We start from the raw sequence: 18,287 nt of genomic DNA, 5'->3' as shown, positions 1-18,287 counted from the left end.
TCGTTTAGAAGAAGCCGCAGGTGGGGGCGGCGGTCACCGGCACGGGAGAACCTTCGGCGCCGGTGGGCGCGTAGATCTCCAGCCGGATCCCGTCCGGGTCCTCGAAGAACACGCCGCCCGAGGACGCGCCCTCGCGGTGCGCCACCACTCCGCCGTGGTGGAGCGTGGCACCGGCCTCCCTGATCGCGTCCTCGGCCCGGCGGACCGTCTCGATGTCCGGAACCTGGAAGGACAGGTGGTGCAGACCGGGCAGACCGGTGGCGAAGCGGCCCTCGCTCTGCTGCCAGAGGGTGAGCACGAGCGTGCCGTCGAGGCCGAGGAAGGCGTACCGGCGGTCCGCCTCGCCGGACTCGAAGAGGACCTCGAAGTCGAAGATCTTCAGGTAGAAGTCCCTGGACCTGTCGAGGTCGGAGACGTTGAGGCCGACGTGGCCGGTCTGGAAGGTCATCTGATCGCTCCCGTCAAGCTTCCTAACGGTTCATGCCGTTAGATTGGCCTACAGGATGAATCTAACGCATAATCATTATTTTTCCCATTATAAAGGTATGGCGTGCATCACAGCCGGGAGAACCCCAGGTGAACGCCCGTCGTGAGATCCACCTGGGCGGGCGCGAGGCCGACATGACATGGCACGGCACGGCGTGGGTGTCGTCGTCGCGGATCACCTGAGCGGGCGCGGGGCCGGCCGTCCCGGCGCCGATGCCGGTGACGGCTCACGTCATAAGGGCTTCAGGACTCCGAGAGGTCAGTCGTCGTATCCACGCGCGACTCCGAGGCCAGAGGGGCCGGGAGGGGCCGAAAGAGACCGGGGGAGGTCAGTCGTCGCGGTGCTGGTGGTAGTGGCGGGCCGCGCGGGCCCGGTTGCCGCAGGCGACCGAGCACCACTCCTGCCGGGCGTGGTCCTTGAGGAAGTAGAGCACGCAGCGCGGCGCGGGGCAGGTGCGGAGCCGTTCGCGCTGTGGCCCGGCGAGCAGCTCGATCGCCGACGTCGCGAGGGCCGCCCGGATCCGCGCCGACTCCGTGGTCCCCTCACCGGGGACGGTCCGCGCCAGGGGGACGCCCTCGGCGGGCCACTCCAGCCGCGCGGCCAGCGGTACGGCGAGCGCGGCGGCGTTGACCAGGTCGAGTGACTCGGCGAACCCCGGGAGCCGGTGCGCGTCCGCTCCGCTCGCGGCGCGCGGCCCCACGGCTCTGGCGAAGAGCGCCCGTACGGCCTGCCGCAGCTCCACCACCTCGCGCCGCAGCTCCTCCGAGGCGACGAAGCCCGGGTCGATCCCCAGCGCGGCGGCATGCGCCCGGCCCCACGCGGTCATGCCCTCGACGTCGGCGAGCGTGTCCGTCAGACCGGCCCGCGTCGCGCGGACGGTGCTGACGAACTCCAGGGCCGACATACCCCGACCCTAACGCCTGATCCGACCTTTTGCCGTGAGGTCTCGCGTATGCCCCACATCGCCACAGGTCGGAGCAGTGCGTCGCGTGGAGCGCCCGCCGCCGCACTCACCCTTCACGGTCGGTGCGTCTAGCGCCGGACGGCCTTGACCAGGATGGCGACCAGGCCCGAGAAGCCCAGGCCGCCCACCAGGATGATGAACATGACCAGCGGCGGGACGGACGGATCGCTGATGAAGACGATCCCTGCCGCGATGAACACCACGCCGCTGAGCAGGGCCATCCAGTCGGTGCGGTGCGCGCGGCGGCGCTCGGTTCTGTCGATGTCAGGCCGCACGGCGCACGTCCACGTCCCCGATGCCGGCCTTGATGTTCAGCACGATGGTCGCCACGTCGCCCTTGGGGGGCACCTCGGGCTCCAGGATCTTGTTGTGCACGATGTCGGCCCCTCCCTCCACCACATGGTCGATCTTGACGTCGCCGAACCTGGTGGAGCCGTTCACCTCGATCCTGGCCGTCGCGGGCAGGATCACGTGTATCTCGCCGACCGAGACCGAGGCGTCCACGATGGTCCGCGAACCCGGCGGCAGGACCAGGTCGCCCAGGTCGAGCCTGCCCTCTCCCACGCCCACCGAGTAGCTGCGAGCCACCTCGGACAGGGTGGCGGGCTGCCAGTTGAAGTCGCCGAACTTCTTCGGCATGCCGCCCAGCGTGGACCCCGCGACCAGGGCGATCGACAGGACGGTGCCGGTCGCGACCAGCCCCGCTCCCCGGCCGAACCAGGTGGCGACCAGCAGACCGGCGCCGATGACGACGAGTACCGCGCCGCCGACGACCGTCATGTTGACCTCTCCCGAGGCGGACTGGATCGCCACGATGATCCCTCCAACGATCATGGCCAGACAGATGGTGATGCTTCCGACAAGCGATCCGCGCCGCCGCGGCCTGGGCGGCGCCACCACCGTCCCGCCGTACACGGACGGGTCGTAGGGGGAGTACGGCTGCCGCCGCCGGGGATCCAGAGGCTGGTAGGGGCCGTACGGCGAGAAAGGTTCACCGGAGGAGTCGAACAGCGGCCTCGCGGCGGTGTGGTACGGGCCCCGGGGATCCCCCGGGGGGCCTGGCGGTGGCGCGGCGGGGCCCGGGGGCATGCCCGGCGCGTGCCCGGCCTGGGTCCCGGGGGCGGGGGACGACGGGATCGTGGATCCCGGTCCGGCCTCGGGCGCGTACGGCTCCGTGACCGTCTCGGCGCCCGGCCGGGCGGCGGGGTGAGCGGCGCCTCCGGTACCGGGTCCGGTGTGCGCGGCGCCTCCCGAGGTGGCGCCGGTGGGTCCGGCCACGGGGGATCCGGCGTACGCGGCGGGGTCGGCGGCCGGGGGCGCGGTGGCGTGGGCGACCGGATCCCGTTCACCGACGGGACGCCGTCCGGCGGCGTCGGACGGGTGGGCGGCCGAGCCGGGCCACTGACCGGCCGGGGACGGGGACGGGGTGCGGCGCCTGCGCAGCCGGTCGGGCAGCGACCTGGTCACCGCCAGCAGGTCGACCCCTCGGGAGTGGGCGGCGAGCAGGGCGATGGCGAACACCGTGCCGACCACGACCGTGCCGCCGCCGATGCCGTCCGAGGAGACGTTGACGATCAGTCCGAGGGCGAACAGGCCGGTCAGCAGGGTCAGGACCGTCTCGCCGTCGAAGTCGCGCCGGATCCACTGCTCCAGGTGGCCGGGGCCGCCGTCGGTCTCGCGCATCAGCAGGAACGCCGCGATGTAGAGCATGATGCCGATGCCCGAGCCGAGCACCAGCACCGCGAAACCGACCCGCAGCACCACGGGATCGATCCGGGTGTATCTTCCCAGACCCGCGCAGACGCCCGTGAGCATGCGCCCCTCGTCGCCGCGCCTCAGCCCGCGCTCCTCGAAGCGTTCCCCAAGACGCTCCTCGAAGCGCTCCTCGGAGCTCTCCTCGAAGGGGGAGGAGGCGGACGGCGAGCTCGCCGGATCCTGGGCCCGCCCGGTGTCGTTCATGTCCTCATCGTGGCCCTTCCCGGTCCGTGACGCATCCGGGAGACCCCTGAGTCGTCCCGGAGGGGGGAGGTCTCCCTCAGGGTCGCTTCAGGGGAACGCCTGATGCAGTGGCAGGCTGGTTCGTGTGACGATGCTGACGCTATGGCTGACCGACAGACAGTTCGCGACGCGGCGCCCGTGACACCCGAGGACGCCCCCTTCCCCCGTCTGGTACGACCGGTGGAGGGGCGGCTGGTCGCCGGGGTGGCCCAGGGGGCCGCCGCCCAGCTCCGGCTCGACCCGGTCGTACTGCGGCTGGCCTTCGTGCTGCTCACCGTCCTGGACGGCTTCGGCGCCCTGGCGTACGCCGCCCTGTGGATGTTCACCCCGCGTGAGCCGTACGAGGGCAGGGAACCCGGGCGGGACTGGAGCCAGCTCGCCGCGTACGGCGCGATCGGGCTGGCGCTGGCGGCCCTGGACTGGCTCACCGGCACCTCGGGGGCCGGGATCGGGGCCTGGCCGATCGCCGTGGGCGGCATCGGCTCGCTGATCCTCTGGCAGCAGGCCGACCCCGACCGGCGGCAGCGCTGGATGAGCAACACGGTCGGGCAGGTCCGCAGGAACCGGGTCCGCACGTTCCTCGGGCTCGTGCTCGTCGTGGTCGGCGCGATCGGCTTCCTGGTGGCCAACGACGAGCTGGGCAAGGCCCGTCCGGGCATCGTGTTCACCCTCGTGGTCGTGGGCGGCGTCGCGCTGATCGCGGCGCCCTGGCTGGCCGCCCTGTGGAAGGAGCTGCAGCGCGAGCGCCGCGAGCGCATCCGGCAGGAGGAGCGCGCCGAGGTGGCCGCGCACGTGCACGACTCGGTGCTGCACACGCTGACGCTCATCCAGCGCAACGCCCAGGACCCGCGCGAGGTGATGCGGCTCGCCCGCTCCCAGGAGCGGGAGCTGCGCAACTGGCTCTACCAGCCCCAGCAGGACGCCGACGCGTCGGTGGCCGCGGCCGTGCGGCGGGTCGCGGCCGAGGAGGAGGACGCGCACGGGGTGCCGATCGAGGTCGTCTGCGTCGGCGACGGCCCGCTCACCCCCGAACTGTCCGCGATGATGCAGGCCGCGAGGCAGGCGATGGTCAACGCCGCGAAATACTCCGGCTCCGAGGTCGTCTCCGTGTACGCCGAGACGGAACCGGATGAGGTCACCGTCTTCGTCCGGGATCGGGGGGTCGGGTTCGACATGAGCGATGTGCCCGAGGATCGTATGGGTATCCGCCAGTCGATCATCGGCAGGATGGAGCGCCACGGGGGCAGCGCCCGTGTGCGGACCGAGCCCGGCGAGGGCACGGAAGTGATGCTGACCATGAAGCTGGAGAAGGCGTGAGTAGCGAGCGAGCCACGACACGGCGAGCCGGAGAGCGGTCCCCGGGGTCGCGGCGGGCCGACGTCCCGCGCGTAGGATCGCACCGAGGATCGCACCGAGCCGGAACCCCGTCCCTGGGATCGCGGCGAGCCGGAGAGCGGTCCCCGGGACCGCGAGGGGAAGTCCGATGAGCGTGGTGAAGGTCCTGATCGTCGACGACCACCGCCTGTTCCGCTCCGGCGTGCGGGCCGAGCTGGGCGACTCCATCGAGGTGATCGGGGAGGCCGAGGACGTGGACTCCGCGGTCAAGGCGATCGCCGCGCTGGGGCCCGACGTGGTCCTCCTCGACGTGCACATGCCCGGCGGCGGCGGCCAGGAGGTGCTGCGCCGGGTCCTCGGCTCCGGTTCCACGGTCCGCTTCCTCGCCCTGTCGGTCTCCGACGCGGCGGAGGACGTCATCGGCGTGATCCGGGGCGGTGCCAGGGGATACGTGACCAAGAACATCAGCGGGCGCGAGCTCACCGACGCCATCCGCCGGGTGGCCGAGGGCGACGCGGTCTTCTCCCCGAGGCTGGCGGGGTTCGTGCTGGACGCGTTCGCCTCCAGCGAGGCCCCGCCGATCGACCCCGAGCTCGACTCGCTCACCCAGCGTGAGCGCGAGGTCCTGCGGCTGATCGCCCGAGGGTACGCGTACAAGGAGATCGCCAAGGAGCTGTTCATCTCGGTGAAGACCGTGGAGACCCACGTCTCGTCCGTGCTGCGCAAGCTGCAGCTCTCCAACCGCCACGAGCTGTCCCGCTGGGCCACGGCGCGGCGCCTGGTCTGAAGCTCCACATCCGTACCTCCCGGCTTCTGTACGAGCAGTTACTTATGTGCGACTCTGCGAAATATGGGACGCGACGTACCGGCGATGGTGTTCAGCCGCGAGGACCGGCGGCGTTACCGGGACAAGGTTCGCCGGTGCCTTGACGTCTTCGCGCAGATGCTGCGCGAGTCCAGGTTCGAGTTCGACGAGCCCAGGGCCGGGCTGGAGATCGAACTCAACCTCGTGGACGAGCGCGGCGAGGCCGCCATGAAGAACATCGAGGTGCTGGAGGCCATCGCCGAGCCCGACTGGGCGACCGAGCTGGGCCAGTTCAACGTGGAGATCAACGTCCTGCCCGAATCCCTGGAGGGGGACGGCGCGGCCCGGCTGGAGAAGGTGATCAGGGACCGCCTCAACCACGCCGAGGAACGGGCCCGCACCGTCGGCGGGCACATGGTGATGGTCGGCATCCTGCCCACGCTGCGGGAGAGCGACGTGCACGAGGGCACGCTGTCGGCCAACCCCCGCTACAAGCTGCTCAACGAGCAGATCTTCGCGGCCAGGGGCGAGGACCTGCACCTGTCGATCGAGGGCGACGAGTTCCTGGAGACCTACGCCGACAGCATCACCCCCGAGGCCGCCTGCACGAGTCTCCAGCTCCACCTCCAGGTCAGCCCGGAGGCGTTCGCCGCCAACTGGAACGCCGCCCAGGCCATCGCGGGCCCCCAGGTGGCGCTGGCCGCCAACTCGCCGTTCCTGTTCGGCCGCAGGCTCTGGCAGGAGACCAGGATCCCGCTGTTCGAGCAGGCCACCGACACCCGCCCGGTGGAGCTGAAGACCCAGGGCGTACGGCCCAGGGTGTGGTTCGGCGAGCGGTGGATCACCTCGGTCTTCGACCTCTTCGAGGAGAACGCCCGCTACTTCCCCGCGCTGCTGCCCCTGTGCGACGAGGAGGACCCGCGCGAGGAACTGGCGCGCGGGATCACCCCCCAGCTCGGCGAGCTGACCCTGCACAACGGCACCGTCTACCGGTGGAACCGGCCGGTCTACGCGGTCGTGGACGGCACCCCGCACCTGCGGGTGGAGAACCGGGTGCTGCCCGCGGGCCCCTCGGTGGCGGACGTCGCCGCCAACGCCGCCTTCTACTACGGGCTCATGCGCGTCCTCCCGTACGCCGAACGCCCGGTGTGGACGCGCATGTCGTTCGCCGCGGCCGAGGACAACCTGCACGCCGCCGCCCGGTACGGCCTGGACGCCCGGCTCTTCTGGCCGGGACTCGGCGAGGTGGTCGCGTCCGAGCTGGTCCTGCGCCGCCTGCTGCCGCTCGCCTACGAGGGACTCGACCTGTGGGGTGTGGCCCCCGACTCCCGGGACCGGCTGCTGGGGATCGTCGAACGGCGCTGCCTGACGGGCACGACCGGGGCGAGCTGGCAGATCGACGCGGTGAACGCGCTCGGCGACCTCGACAGGCACGAGGCGCTGCGCCGGATGACCCTGCGCTACATCGAGAACATGCACACCAACGAGCCCGTACACACCTGGCCGTCCCCGTGAGGCCCGCCCGTCTCCCCGGAACCCGCCGTGCCGCCCACGTCCCCGTACCGGTCGCACCGATTCCTCGCGCGAGGGGGCGGGGCTCCGCCACGATAGGCCCATGAAAGCGTTCTCGTTTCTCCTGGTGCTCGTCCTGGCAGCCGTCACCGCCTGCGGGAGCGTGGGGGAGGGTACGGAACCGGAGGCCGGTCCCACCGTCGAGCAGGACACGCCGAGCGCGCGCGGGCAGACGTTCGAGTCGGACGTCGAGCTGGCCAGGGAGCTCACCGAGGCCTACTGGAAGCAGACCTTCTCCGCGGCCGGGCTGACCTACCGCCCGGTCACCGCGTTCACCGCCTACCAGGGAGAGAACGGACCCGACTGCGGCGGGCAGCCGTCGGTGCCGAACAACGCCTTCTACTGCCCGGTGGGGCACTTCATCGCCTACGACGAGCAGTGGATGAACGGCCTCTACGAGCGGATGGGCGACGGCTCGGTCTACGTGATCATCCCGCACGAGTTCGGGCACGCGGTGCAGGCACAGCTGAACACCGCCTTCCGGCTGAGCATCGAGAAGGAGCTCCAGGCCGACTGCTACGCCGGGGGAACCCTGGGGGCGCTCGTCAAGGGCGGCTCGCTGCAGACCGAGCCCGGCGACGAGGACGAGCTCCTGATCAACCTCGCCGCGGCGGGCGACCCCACCGACGACTGGCTGCGCCCGGACGCCCACGGCACGGCGGGGCAGCGCCAGGAGCTGTTCGCCAAGGGCTACAACCAGGGGACGACCGCCTGCTGAGGCACACCGTCCCGGAGATCCCGCCGCACTCCGGCCACGACCACGGGCGCCATGACCGGGGCCGATCGCCCGCAGGGGCCTCGCCGCACGTACGGGCGAAGGAGGCCAGGGGGACGCGCGGCGAGCGGAGTACGCCGTGATGAGTACGCGGGAATCCGTCGAGAGGCTGATGTCGCGCCGCCCCCGTCCGCCTACCCTGATGACGGGGAGCCATAGGGGGTGACGGCATGCGGATGACAGTGCGGGAGATCGGCTGGGCCGCACGGGGTGCCTGCGCTACGAGCGATCCCGAGCTGTTCTTCCCGCTGACGCCGTCGGCCGAGCACGAGGCGCGGGCGAAGGCGGTCTGCGAGCGGTGCCCGGTGCTGGAGGAGTGCCGCGCCTACGCGCTCCGCGCGGCCGAGCCCGAGGGGATCTGGGGCGGCCTCACGGTGAGGGAACGCCGCGGCCTGCGCTTCCCCTCCGGCTGGCGCCAGGCCGCCACGGGCCGAGCCCCCGTCGCGTAGCCTCGAACCGGATTCGCGGGGATTCTGAAGATCACGGTCCCCGGCGCGGCCCGGCACGCGGGGCGCGAGACGACGTCCGGGGGAGTCGTGGGCAGCCGTGGGCATGGAGCGCGAGCCGGGACGAGCCGCCCGTGCCGGATCCGGGGCGGTGCCCGGAGTGCAGGCGGGCGAGGTGGTGTCCGGCGTGCTGGCGGGCAGGACGGTGTCCGGCGTACCGGTGGGCGGGGCGGTGCCCGGTGTGCTGGCGGGCGCGGTGGCGGTGCTGGTGGCGGCCAACGTGCTCAACAACCGTCTGGCGCCGAGGCTGGCACCGCTGACCTCGGCCGCGGCCACCGGCGCGCTGGTCGTCATGGCCCGCCGTTCCGGGCTCTCCTGGGCCGAGCTGGGGTTCCACCGGCGTTCGCGGGGCCTGCGGATCGGTGGCGCGCTCGCCTCCGCCGTGGCCGGGGCCTACGCCGTGGGCATCGCCGTCCCGGCCACCCGCCGGTTCTTCCGCGACGAGCGCGCCCTGTCCCTGTCGCGCGCCCGCGCGCTGGAGGAGGCCCTGCTCCAGGTGCCGGTCGGCACGGTCCTGCTGGAGGAGGTCGGCTTCCGAGGGGTGCTGCACGCCCTCGTCGCCCGCTCTCACGGACACGGTACGGCGACCGCCGTCTCCTCGGTCCTCTTCGGCCTCTGGCACATCCTGCCCGCCGTCGACATGATGGCCGCCAACCCCGCCCTGGGCCGCCTGGCCGCGGGGGAGGCCCCGGACGCTCCCGGCGCTCCCGCCGCCCGTGACCCTCGTACGGGAGGCGCGGGGGGTGAGGGCGCACCCGGGGGCCCCGGGAGGGCGCCCGGGTGGCAGGTGGCGCGCGTCGTGGCCGGGTCGGTGGTCACGACGGGCCTCGCCGGGGTGCTCTTCACCGGGCTGCGCGGGAGGGGTGGCCTGGCGGCTCCCGCGATGTTCCACATGGCGACCAACTCGCTGGGCTACCTGTTCGCCCGCCTCGCCCCGCCGGAGGAGCCCTCCCCAAGCCGAGGACCGCTGCCGAAGTAGCCGCGGGCGGCGAGTTCGATCGTGACGACCACGGCCACCGCCTCCGCGGCCAGCAGCGCGACCAGCACGACGAGCTGCACCACTCCGGCCTGGAGCGGGTCGGCCCCACCCAGGAGCATCCCGACGAAGGCGCCGGGCAGCGTGACCAGGCCCACGGTTCCCGTCTGGTCCAGCGCGGGCACCAGCGCCCGCGCCGCGGGCGGGCGGCAGACCTCCAGCGCCGCGTCCCGTTCGGAGAAGCCCAGCGAGAGTGCCGCCTCCACCTCGCCGCGCCGGTGGGCCAGTTCGTCCAGGGCCCGCCGCCCCGCGAGGGCCGTGGCCGTCAGGCACCCGCCCAGCAGGATGCCCGCGATCGGGATCAGCGTGATGCCCAGGAGCGGGACGACGCCGCTGCCGAACAGCAGTGCCAGGATCGGCACGGTCCCGGCCGCGACGGGCACCGCGGCCCACCGGACGGCGGGACCCGAGGTGATCCTGCGTCCCGCGGTCACGCTCGCCACCCCGTACATGACCAGCACGAAGACCGTCACCGCGAGCGCGCGCTCGACGGCCCACACGATGATCAGGGATACCGCGCCGAGCTGGACGACGGCCCGCAGGGACGCCACGAGCACCGCGCGCGCGTGCCCGAGGCGGCCCAGCCAGGCGACGGCGGCGGCTCCGGCGGCCAGCAGGAGGACGACGACGGCGGTGGCGATCGACAGATGGATGCTGTTCAACGGCGCTGACTTCCCATCGGGTGCCTTCCAGGTTTCCAGTCCTCCGACGGCGACCGGAACGGGGGCCCTGGCTCTTCCCGTTGGGCTCGGGGGCCTCCGGAGAAGATCAGGCGGTCGAGACCCGCTGGAAGGCCTCCACGTAGCGGCCCTCGCCGAAGCCCGCCTCGGCGGCGATCTGCGAGAAGCGGCCCCGCAGGAAGTTCTCGAAGTCCGCCAGGTGGCCGATCTGGCTGGCGTGGGCGCGCAGGGCGGCGAGCTTGCGGTCGAAGGTGCCGGTGACGTCCACGTGGTGGTCGGGCGCCGGGCCGCCGCTGAGCCAGACCTCGCGGACGGTCCACGCCTCCAGTCCCTCGTCGAGCAGCAGCGACGGGAAGGTGTACGGGTTGCGCGCGTCGGGGTAGACGGCGTCGAGGGCGCAGCCGCCGACCGCGCGGTGGTCGGGGTGGCTGGGGGCGATGAACCGGTAGTTGCGCTCGGGGCTGTGGGTGATCACCAGGTCGGGCCTGACCTGGCGGATGACCCGGGTGATGTCGCGCCGCAGCTCCAGGCTCTGCACCACGGTCCCGTCGTGGTGGCCGAGGTAGCGCACGTCGGTCACGCCGGCGGCCTTGGCGGCGTTGGACTGCTCGGCCCGGCGTAACTCGGCCATGCCGCTGTTGTCCAGCTCACGGTCGAAGCCGCCCGCGTCGCCGTCGGTGACCACGCAGTACGTCACCTCGACGCCTCGCTCGGTGAACAGCGCCATCGTGCCCGCCGCGGCGAAGTCCACGTCGTCGGGGTGCGCGGTGACCGCCAGTACGCGGTTGATGTCGGTTTCCGAAAGCATGGGAGGGGCCCTTTCGTTTTTCCGCGTACCGCTCGGTCATCACAACCGCGAGCGAGTCCACTCGCATTCCTTTGCGATGGCTGGACCCGGTTGTCGGTCGGTCGCTCTAACCTAGGGGACGTGTCGATCCCAGCCTCTTCCCTGACCCATCCGTTGCTCGACGGGCTCAATCCCCAGCAGCGCGAGGCCGTCGTGCACCACGGCAGCCCCCTGCTCATCGTCGCCGGCGCGGGTTCCGGCAAGACCCGGGTGCTGACCCACCGCATCGCCTACCTGCTGGGTGAGCGGGGTGTGCGGCCGCAGGAGATCCTGGCGATCACCTTCACCAACAAGGCCGCGAGGGAGATGAAGGACCGGGTCGACAGGCTCATCGGCCCGCGTTCGGCGTCGATGTGGGTGATGACCTTCCACAGCGCGTGCGTGCGGATCCTGCGCCGCGAGGCCAAGCGCCTGGGCTTCCCCACGAGCTTCTCCATCTACGACCAGGCCGACTCCCAGCGCCTGATGGCGATGGTCTGCCGCGAGATGGACCTCGACCCCAAGCGTTACCCGCCGAGATCGTTCTCCGCCTCGGTCAGCAACTTCAAGAACGAGCTGATCGACTACGAGACGGCGGCGGCCCAGGCGTCCAGCCACCTGGAGCGCAAGCTCGCCGAGGCGTACCGCAACTACCAGCGGAAGCTCACCGAGGCCGGAGCGATGGACTTCGACGACCTCATCATGCTGACGGTGACGCTGTTCCAGATCTTCCCCGAGGTGGCCGAGCACTACCGGCTCCGCTGGCGTCACATCATGGTCGACGAGTACCAGGACACCAACCACGCCCAGTACACCCTGATCCGCGAGATCGCGGGCCGTCCCGAGCCGCGCACCGCCGACGGGGACGCGGTCAGGGAGGGCGGGGAGGGCGGGGTCGCCCCGGCCGAGCTGTGCGTGGTGGGCGACGCCGACCAGTCGATCTACGCCTTCCGGGGCGCGACGATCCGCAACATCCTGGAGTTCGAGCGCGACTACCCGGAGGCCAGGACGATCCTGCTGGAGCAGAACTACCGCTCCACCCAGACGATCCTGTCCGCCGCCAACGCGGTGATCTCGCGCAACGCGAGCCGCAAGCCCAAGAACCTCTGGTCCGACCAGGGCGCCGGGGCGAAGATCATCGGTTATGTCGCCGACAACGAGCACGACGAGGCGATGTTCGTCGCCCAGGAGGTCGACAGGCTCACCGACGACGAGGACATCGTGCCCGGCCAGGTCGCGGTGTTCTACCGCACCAACGCCGCCTCCCGGGTGTTCGAGGAGATCTTCATCCGGACCGGCCTGCCGTACAAGGTGGTGGGTGGGGTGCGCTTCTACGAGCGCAAGGAGGTCCGCGACCTGCTCGCCTACCTGCGCTTCCTGTCCAACCCGAACGACGTGGTCTCGCTGCGCCGCATCCTCAACGTGCCCAAGCGCGGCATCGGCGAGCGGGCCGAGGCGATGGTCGAGGCGTTCGCGACCAGGGAGCGGATCCCCTACTGGGAGGGGCTCCGCCGGGCGGACGAGGCGCCGGGCATGGCCACCCGCTCGCTCAAGGCCATCAGCGAGTTCGTCGCGCTGATGGACGAGCTCATGGTGAAGGCCGACGACATGACGCCCTCGGAGCTGGCCCAGGAGGTGCTGGCGAGCACCGGCTACCGCCTGGAGCTCACGGCCTCCAACGACCCGCAGGACGAGAGCCGCCTGGAGAACCTGGACGAGATGGTCTCGGTCGCCTCCGAGTTCGAGGAGGCCAACCCCGAGGGTACGCTGGTGGAGTTCCTGGAGCAGGTCTCCCTGGTCGCCGATGCCGACCAGATCCCGGCGGCCGACGGCGGCCAGGGTGTGGTGACGTTGATGACGCTGCACACCGCCAAGGGGCTGGAGTTCCCGGTGGTGTTCCTCACCGGGATGGAAGACGGGGTCTTCCCGCACATGCGCTCCCTCGGCGAGCCCAAGGAGCTGGAGGAGGAGCGCCGCCTGGCCTATGTCGGCATCACCCGGGCCGAGCAGCGCCTCTACGTCTCCAGGGCGGCCGTCCGCAGTTCCTGGGGCTCCCCCGCCTTCAACCCGGCCTCCCGGTTCGTCGCCGAGATCCCGTCCGAGCTGGTCGACTGGCGCAGCGACCCGGAGAAGAGCGCCTGGAGCGCCGCCACCCGCCGCGACTCCCGCCCTGCCCCGGCGAGGAAGCCCGGCGGCAGGCAGATCCCCAACCTGACCCCCGGCGACCGGATCACCCACGACCAGTTCGGGCTGGGCACGGTCGTGTCCGTGGACGGCGTCGCGGAGAAGACCAAGGTCAAGATCGACTTTGGTGGCGGGGGAGAGAAGACCCTGCTGCTGGCGTACGCGCCGCTGGAGAAGCTCTGACTTCCGGCTGATCCGCCCGATGGGGCCTGGACGGATCAGCCGGTCCGGCCGGTCCGGCCGGTTCAGCCCTTGAAGATCTCCCCGATGGGGTCCTCCGGCTGGGTGGTGTCGCCGAGGAGCTCGTCGAACTCGACCACCTGGTCGGCGGGCGGCGCCTTGATCGTGACCTTGGTGCCCCACCCGGTGTAGCGGGTGTCGTTGACGTAGGTCAGCTCGGTGCTGTTGAGGCCCCGGGTGGACTCGGTGTACGACGACACGACCCGGCGGACCAGCTGGTCGGAACCGATGTAGATCTTCCAGGTCACCGGGAGCGTCGCGGACCTGCCGGTGGGCTTCTTGGTCAGCATCGCGCGCACCGCGGGAGAGACCCTGAAGAGTTCGGCCAGCGTGATCGTGCCCGAGTGGACCGTGGTCCGGGTGCCGTCCCACGTCCCGCCGGGACGCCTGGCGCCGGTGCGGGCCAGGGTCGCCTTCAGCGTGCCGGGCTCGACGGTGCTGATGATCTGCTGGACGGCGCTGACCAGGGAGGCCGTGCCGCCACGAGTGCGCAGCCACTTCTTGCCCTCGGGCATGGACTCGGCGAAGATGCCGCCCGAGGTGTAGGAGACGCCCTTCAGCGAGATCGTCCGTGACGGGGCGAACAGCCCCTTGAGCTCGCCGCTCTGGGCGGGCAGGTTGAAGCCGGTGGTCAGGTCCGAGGCGACCAGGCCGGTCCTGCCGAACTCCAGCACACCGCTTCGCCGGGTGAAGATCGTCTTGTTCTTCTTGCCCTCACCGACGATCTTCGTGTTCTCGGTGAGCTTCACGCCCCTGTGGGTCCTGAAGTGGCGCTTCAGCGCCGAGACCGGGTCGGCCGCCGCGGACTGGGCGGCCGGGGTGGTCCTGGCGCTCGCCGGGGCGACGGTCACCAGCGTGGGAACGATCAAGGCTGCCGCGGTGGCGCCGGTCAGGGCGGCGATCATTCGCCTCATCGAGGGGGTCCTCCCGTATGTGTCCTCGCGTCGTCGCGGAGGGCGGAAGAAGATTCTTCCCTATATCCCGAAATACCGGATCAAGAATCGTTGAAGGTGGCGTACCCCGTGCGACCGGAGAACGGCGGCGGGAGAATCCTTCGACGCGCCGGTTTCCGTGCGCCTGGAGAACGCCGTGAGCCGCGCCCGGCGGATGAGGCCCGCGGGCGCGGCTCGGGTGGTTCGGGGTGCGATCAGCGCGGAAGGATCACTTGACGGTGAGCAGCGGGATGGGCGTGTCGGCCTCGAATCTCGCCTCCACCTCCTTCAGCGTGGAGATCTGGTCGGCGGGCGGGGCGTCGATCGTGACCTTCGAGCCCCAGCCGCTGTAGCTGGTGTCGACCGTGGAGACCAGGTCACCCTCGAAGGCCGCGTACGAGGTCGCCAGCCGTACGGGGAGCCGGTCGGCGTTGAGGAACAGCCGCCAGTTGATCACGAGATCGGTCTGCCGGTCGAGCGACGCTTCTTCCCGCGCGGCGCGGAACCACGGTGAGACCTTGTAGAGCTCACCAAAAGTGATCTTTCCCGAGTAGGCGGTCGGGCGCTTGACCGTGGCGCGGGCGAGGAGGGCCTTGAGGGTCGCGGGTTCGGCGACGTTGACGGGCTGGCCCATCGAGCCGGTCAGGCCGAGCGTGTCCTTCGGGTATTCGAGCCAGGGCTTGTCCGCCGGCAGGAACCGGCTGAACGCCCCACCCTGGCTGTACGCCTTCTTCTTGACCCGCACGATCCGTTCGGGCTCGGCCAATCCGGCGAACAGCCTGTCGAGGTCCCTCTCCTCCTCGGTCTTCTCACCGTCGTCCTGCCCCGTGCCGGGGGCACTCTCCGTGGTGAACTCGAAGAGGTCCTCATCGAGTCGCAGCTGAGTGGTGTGGTCCGACGCGATGACCCCGGAGGCGTCGAACTGCAATTCCCCGGTGCGCTTGCCGACAACCGTGCTCTTGCCGGCTCTTTTCGTCTTGATGGTGTCGACGTACGTGACGCCGTAACCACTTTTGAGCTGCTTCTTCAACGCGCTGATCGGGTCGGCGGCCTGCGCGTGCGCGGTCGATGCCAGCGCCGGAACGCCCAGCACGGCCGTTGCGGCGCACGCCAGCCCGGCGATGTATCGCTTCAAAGGAAAGTCCTCCTGATTGATCCCTCCGCCCCGCTGGGGGGAGGCAACACATTCTTGCGGAGCAAGATCACAGGATGGTAGCGCATTTGGCGGATTGCCTTGAATTAAACGTGCATATTCGGTGCAGATATGCCTTCCCGGCCTTTGGTGAGTTGTCATCTGCTATGGCGGGAACACGGATTCGCCTTCGGGTAATCACGGACGGTTAGTTTCCTTTCTCGGTGAAGTCTCGGTTTCCCCGCGCATTCCGGCCGGGCTTCGGCCGGGGCGCGGTCGTCCGGGGCGGTCCGGACGCCGTACGGAAAGGCGATGAAATCCGTGCCGCTGTACCGTGGTTCGCGGTGGCCCGCCGAACCCGGTGAGACCTGGCCGGTTACGCTGCGGACAGCTCCCACGTCGCGAGGGGAGCGCAGACAAGGAGGTCTGGATGGATGCCGTGTCGAGGATCCGCGTCGTCATCGCCAAGCCGGGGCTGGACGGCCACGACAGAGGCGTGAAGATCGTGGCGCGGGCGTTGCGGGACGCCGGGATGGAGGTCGTCTACACCGGCCTGCACCAGACACCCGAGCAGATCGTGCGCACCGCGATCCAGGAGGACGCCGCGGCGATCGGGCTGTCCATCCTGTCCGGCGCGCACATGACGCTCTTCGCCAAGGTGCTGGAGCTGCTGAAGGAGAGCGACGCGAGCGACATCGTGGTGTTCGGCGGCGGGATCATCCCCGAAGCCGACATGCCCGCGCTCCAGGAGATGGGCGTCGCGCGCGTCTTCACCCCGGGCGCCACCACCCAGGAGATCGTCGACTGGGTGCGCAGCGCGATCCCCTCGCCCGTCTGACGAACCTCTCACCGGGCCTCCGGTGGAGCCTCCAGCCGGTCTGACGAACCCTGACAGATCCCCGCCGGTCCGGTGAGCCGCCTCACGGGACCGGCGACGGGGCCTGCCGGTTCGGCGCGAACAGCATTCGGGGCGTACGATCTGGAACCCGGTTACCTGGTCATGCCCTCAGGCGGGCTAGGCTTCATTGGCGCAAAACCGCCGGGCTCCCCCTTGGATCATGGAGTCGGCCCGCTCACATCTATACACCAGCCGGACAAGCAAGGACGGACCCTCGTGGACCTGTTCGAACATCAGGCGAAGGAGCTCTTCGCGGAGTACGGCATCCCGGTGCCGCGCGGCGTGGTCGCGCACACCGTGGAGGAGGCACGGGCGGCAGCCGAGCAGCTGACCGGCCGTGTCGTTGTCAAGGCCCAGGTCAAGACCGGTGGTCGAGGCAAGGCCGGTGGCGTGAAGGTCGCCGACGACGCCGCCGACGCCGAGCGGAAGGCCACCGACATCCTCGGCATGGACATCAAGGGCCACACGGTCCACAAGGTCCTGATCGAGGAGGCCAGCGCGATCGCGGAGGAGTACTACTTCTCCTTCCTGCTCGACCGCGCCAACCGTACGTTCCTCGCCATCTGCTCCGCCGCGGGCGGCATGGACATCGAAGAGGTCGCGCACAGCACACCGGAGAAGGTCGCGAAGGTTCCGATCTCCCCCCTGGACGGCGTCGACCGGGCCAAGGCCCGTGAGATCGCCCAGGCCGGAGGGCTGCCCGAGGCGGCGCTCGACGGCGCCGCCGAGCTCATCGAGAAGCTCTGGTGCGCCTTTGTCGACGAGGACGCCTCCCTCGTCGAGGTCAACCCGATGATCCTGTCCGCCGACGGCCAGGTGAAGGCCCTCGACGGCAAGGTCACCCTCGACGACAACGCGTCCTTCCGCCAGGCGGACCACGCGGCCTTCGAAGACAAGGCCGCCGAGGACCCGCTGGAGGCAGCGGCCAAGGCCAAGGACCTCAACTACGTCAAGCTCGACGGTTCCGTCGGCATCATCGGCAACGGCGCCGGCCTGGTCATGTCGACCCTGGACGTCGTCGCCTACGCCGGCGAGGCGTTCCCCGGCCAGCCCAAGCCCGCCAACTTCCTCGACATCGGCGGCGGCGCCTCGGCCGAGGTGATGGCGGCCGGTCTGGAGATCATCATCTCCGACCCTGCGGTGAAGTCGATCTTCGTCAACGTCTTCGGCGGCATCACCGCCTGTGACGCGGTCGCCAACGGCATCGTCTCGGCCTTCCAGCTGCTGGACGCCCGCGGCGAGGCCGTGAGCCGCCCGCTGGTCGTCCGTCTGGACGGCAACAACGCCGACCTCGGGCGTCAGATTCTCTCCGACGCCAAGCTCTCCGGCGTCGAACTCGTGGACACCATGGACGATGCGGCCAAGCGCGCCGCCGAGCTCGCCGCGGTAGGTGCGTAATGGCCATCTGGCTGAACGAGAACAGCAAGATCATCGTCCAGGGCATGACCGGCGGTGAGGGCACCAAGCACACCCGCCGGATGCTCGCCTCCGGCGCCCGCGTCGTCGGCGGCGTCAACGCCCGCAAGGCGGGCACCGTCCACGAGGGCCTGCCCGTCTTCGGCACCGTCGCCGAGGCCATCAAGGAGACCGGCGCCGACGTGTCGGTCGTCTTCGTGCCCCCGGCGTTCACCAAGGACGCCGTCAAGGAGGCCATCGACGCTGAGATCCCGCTCTGCGTGGTCATCACCGAGGGCGTGCCGATCCACGACACCACCGAGTTCTGGGCGTACGCGGTCGCCAAGGGCGGCAGGACCCGGATCATCGGCCCCAACTGCCCCGGTATCGCCTCGCCCGGCGCCTCCAACGCGGGGATCATCCCGGCCGACATCACCAGCGCGGGCCGCATCGGCCTGGTCTCGAAGTCGGGCACGCTGACCTACCAGCTCATGTACGAGCTGCGTGACATCGGGTTCTCCA

At 70.7% G+C, this 18,287-nt stretch carries 18 protein-coding genes; 10 read left to right on the top strand and 8 right to left on the bottom strand.

All coding sequences use genetic code 11. The features are described 5' to 3' along the window. Nucleotides 1-4 precede the first annotated feature (4 nt). The 4 genes from ABD817_RS00090 to ABD817_RS00075 all read right to left on the bottom strand — a co-directional run bounded on the left by ABD817_RS00090 (nt 5) and on the right by ABD817_RS00075 (nt 3,410). Nucleotides 5-448, bottom strand: coding sequence for a VOC family protein (locus ABD817_RS00090; RefSeq protein WP_344913462.1), 444 nt, complete (start codon nt 446-448; stop codon nt 5-7). Between the two features lie 367 nt (nt 449-815). Next, complete coding sequence (locus tag ABD817_RS00085; RefSeq protein ID WP_344913459.1) at nt 816-1,391, bottom strand: CGNR zinc finger domain-containing protein; 576 nt, start codon at nt 1,389-1,391, stop codon at nt 816-818. Between the two features lie 128 nt (nt 1,392-1,519). Continuing rightward, nucleotides 1,520-1,726, bottom strand: coding sequence for a hypothetical protein (locus ABD817_RS00080; protein ID WP_344913457.1), 207 nt, complete (start codon nt 1,724-1,726; stop codon nt 1,520-1,522). Continuing rightward, nucleotides 1,716-3,410 carry a PspC domain-containing protein gene (locus tag ABD817_RS00075; RefSeq protein WP_344913453.1) on the bottom strand — a complete coding sequence of 565 codons (1,695 nt, stop codon included), beginning with the start codon at nt 3,408-3,410 and terminating at the stop codon, nt 1,716-1,718. The genes ABD817_RS00080 and ABD817_RS00075 overlap by 11 nt, the downstream gene beginning before the upstream one ends. A gap of 141 nt (nt 3,411-3,551) precedes the next feature. Here ABD817_RS00075 and ABD817_RS00070 point away from each other — a divergent pair, with 141 nt between their 5' ends. The 6 genes from ABD817_RS00070 (at nt 3,552) to ABD817_RS00045 (ending at nt 9,421) form a co-directional block, all read left to right on the top strand. Then, on the top strand, nt 3,552-4,766 hold the full coding sequence (locus tag ABD817_RS00070) for a PspC domain-containing protein (RefSeq protein ID WP_344913450.1): 1,215 nt from the start codon (nt 3,552-3,554) through the stop codon (nt 4,764-4,766). Between the two features lie 166 nt (nt 4,767-4,932). Beyond that, nucleotides 4,933-5,571, top strand: coding sequence for a response regulator transcription factor (locus tag ABD817_RS00065; RefSeq protein ID WP_329090166.1), 639 nt, complete (start codon nt 4,933-4,935; stop codon nt 5,569-5,571). A 63-nt stretch (nt 5,572-5,634) separates the two neighbouring features. Next, nucleotides 5,635-7,104, top strand: a complete 1,470-nt coding sequence (locus ABD817_RS00060) for a glutamate-cysteine ligase family protein (RefSeq protein ID WP_344913446.1) — start codon at nt 5,635-5,637, stop codon at nt 7,102-7,104. Nucleotides 7,105-7,204: 100 nt separating this feature from the next. After that, a complete protein-coding gene (locus ABD817_RS00055; protein WP_344913443.1) occupies nt 7,205-7,879 on the top strand; it encodes a neutral zinc metallopeptidase in 675 nt (224 codons plus the stop codon). Nucleotides 7,880-8,106: 227 nt separating this feature from the next. Next, nucleotides 8,107-8,385, top strand: coding sequence for a WhiB family transcriptional regulator (locus tag ABD817_RS00050; protein WP_344913440.1), 279 nt, complete (start codon nt 8,107-8,109; stop codon nt 8,383-8,385). 103 nt (nt 8,386-8,488) lie between these two features. After that, on the top strand, nt 8,489-9,421 hold the full coding sequence (locus ABD817_RS00045; protein WP_344915546.1) for a CPBP family intramembrane glutamic endopeptidase: 933 nt from the start codon (nt 8,489-8,491) through the stop codon (nt 9,419-9,421). Here the strand turns inward: ABD817_RS00045 and ABD817_RS00040 are convergent. Together ABD817_RS00040 and ABD817_RS00035 are read right to left on the bottom strand one after the other, a co-directional pair. Continuing rightward, nucleotides 9,355-10,140 (bottom strand): ABC transporter permease, encoded by a 786-nt coding sequence (locus ABD817_RS00040; protein WP_344913437.1) that lies wholly within the window; start codon nt 10,138-10,140, stop codon nt 9,355-9,357. The two genes, ABD817_RS00045 and ABD817_RS00040, sit on opposite strands and share 67 nt — an antisense overlap. A 106-nt stretch (nt 10,141-10,246) precedes the next feature. Then, a complete protein-coding gene (locus tag ABD817_RS00035; RefSeq protein ID WP_344913434.1) occupies nt 10,247-10,966 on the bottom strand; it encodes a PIG-L deacetylase family protein in 720 nt (239 codons plus the stop codon). A 120-nt stretch (nt 10,967-11,086) separates the two neighbouring features. Here ABD817_RS00035 and pcrA point away from each other — a divergent pair, with 120 nt between their 5' ends. After that, nucleotides 11,087-13,351 carry a DNA helicase PcrA gene (gene pcrA / locus ABD817_RS00030; protein WP_425583209.1) on the top strand — a complete coding sequence of 755 codons (2,265 nt, stop codon included), beginning with the start codon at nt 11,087-11,089 and terminating at the stop codon, nt 13,349-13,351. A 62-nt stretch (nt 13,352-13,413) separates the two neighbouring features. Here pcrA and ABD817_RS00025 read toward each other — a convergent pair whose 3' ends face one another. Together ABD817_RS00025 and ABD817_RS00020 are read right to left on the bottom strand one after the other, a co-directional pair. Continuing rightward, nucleotides 13,414-14,322 carry a hypothetical protein gene (locus tag ABD817_RS00025; protein WP_344913431.1) on the bottom strand — a complete coding sequence of 303 codons (909 nt, stop codon included), beginning with the start codon at nt 14,320-14,322 and terminating at the stop codon, nt 13,414-13,416. Nucleotides 14,323-14,569: 247 nt separating this feature from the next. Further along, nucleotides 14,570-15,475, bottom strand: coding sequence for a hypothetical protein (locus ABD817_RS00020; protein WP_344913428.1), 906 nt, complete (start codon nt 15,473-15,475; stop codon nt 14,570-14,572). A 427-nt stretch (nt 15,476-15,902) separates the two neighbouring features. On the opposite strand from ABD817_RS00020, the gene icmB reads away from it, so the two are divergent. The 3 genes from icmB to ABD817_RS00005 all read left to right on the top strand — a co-directional run. Next, the gene (icmB, locus tag ABD817_RS00015) at nt 15,903-16,310 is read left to right on the top strand and encodes a coenzyme B12-dependent isobutyryl CoA mutase small subunit (RefSeq protein ID WP_329090183.1); all 408 of its coding nucleotides are present in this window, start codon (nt 15,903-15,905) and stop codon (nt 16,308-16,310) included. Nucleotides 16,311-16,586: 276 nt separating this feature from the next. After that, on the top strand, nt 16,587-17,768 hold the full coding sequence (sucC, locus tag ABD817_RS00010; RefSeq protein ID WP_344913423.1) for an ADP-forming succinate--CoA ligase subunit beta: 1,182 nt from the start codon (nt 16,587-16,589) through the stop codon (nt 17,766-17,768). Beyond that, nucleotides 17,768-18,287 (top strand): CoA-binding protein (locus tag ABD817_RS00005; RefSeq protein ID WP_344913420.1); only part of this gene is annotated, 520 nt, incomplete at its 3' end. The genes sucC and ABD817_RS00005, both read left to right, overlap by 1 nt.

The sequence above is a fragment of the Streptosporangium oxazolinicum genome (genome assembly GCF_039537505.1).
Taxonomy (GTDB): Bacteria; Actinomycetota; Actinomycetes; order Streptosporangiales; family Streptosporangiaceae; genus Streptosporangium; species Streptosporangium oxazolinicum.
Note: the sequence above shows the minus strand (reverse complement) of the source record. Positions and strands in the feature narration are given on the sequence as shown.

What these genes read in the sequence shown, in the direction of transcription:
- ABD817_RS00090 (WP_344913462.1), bottom strand. Translation starts at nt 448, where the DNA reads ATGACCTTCCAGACCGGCCACGTCGGCCTCAACGTCTCCGACCTCGAC.
- ABD817_RS00085 (WP_344913459.1), bottom strand. Translation starts at nt 1,391, where the DNA reads ATGTCGGCCCTGGAGTTCGTCAGCACCGTCCGCGCGACGCGGGCCGGT.
- ABD817_RS00075 (WP_344913453.1), bottom strand. Translation starts at nt 3,410, where the DNA reads ATGAACGACACCGGGCGGGCCCAGGATCCGGCGAGCTCGCCGTCCGCC.
- ABD817_RS00070 (WP_344913450.1), top strand. Translation starts at nt 3,552, where the DNA reads ATGGCTGACCGACAGACAGTTCGCGACGCGGCGCCCGTGACACCCGAG.
- ABD817_RS00065 (WP_329090166.1), top strand. Translation starts at nt 4,933, where the DNA reads ATGAGCGTGGTGAAGGTCCTGATCGTCGACGACCACCGCCTGTTCCGC.
- ABD817_RS00060 (WP_344913446.1), top strand. Translation starts at nt 5,635, where the DNA reads ATGGGACGCGACGTACCGGCGATGGTGTTCAGCCGCGAGGACCGGCGG.
- ABD817_RS00055 (WP_344913443.1), top strand. Translation starts at nt 7,205, where the DNA reads ATGAAAGCGTTCTCGTTTCTCCTGGTGCTCGTCCTGGCAGCCGTCACC.
- ABD817_RS00050 (WP_344913440.1), top strand. Translation starts at nt 8,107, where the DNA reads ATGCGGATGACAGTGCGGGAGATCGGCTGGGCCGCACGGGGTGCCTGC.
- ABD817_RS00045 (WP_344915546.1), top strand. Translation starts at nt 8,489, where the DNA reads ATGGAGCGCGAGCCGGGACGAGCCGCCCGTGCCGGATCCGGGGCGGTG.
- ABD817_RS00035 (WP_344913434.1), bottom strand. Translation starts at nt 10,966, where the DNA reads ATGCTTTCGGAAACCGACATCAACCGCGTACTGGCGGTCACCGCGCAC.
- ABD817_RS00025 (WP_344913431.1), bottom strand. Translation starts at nt 14,322, where the DNA reads ATGAGGCGAATGATCGCCGCCCTGACCGGCGCCACCGCGGCAGCCTTG.
- icmB (WP_329090183.1), top strand. Translation starts at nt 15,903, where the DNA reads ATGGATGCCGTGTCGAGGATCCGCGTCGTCATCGCCAAGCCGGGGCTG.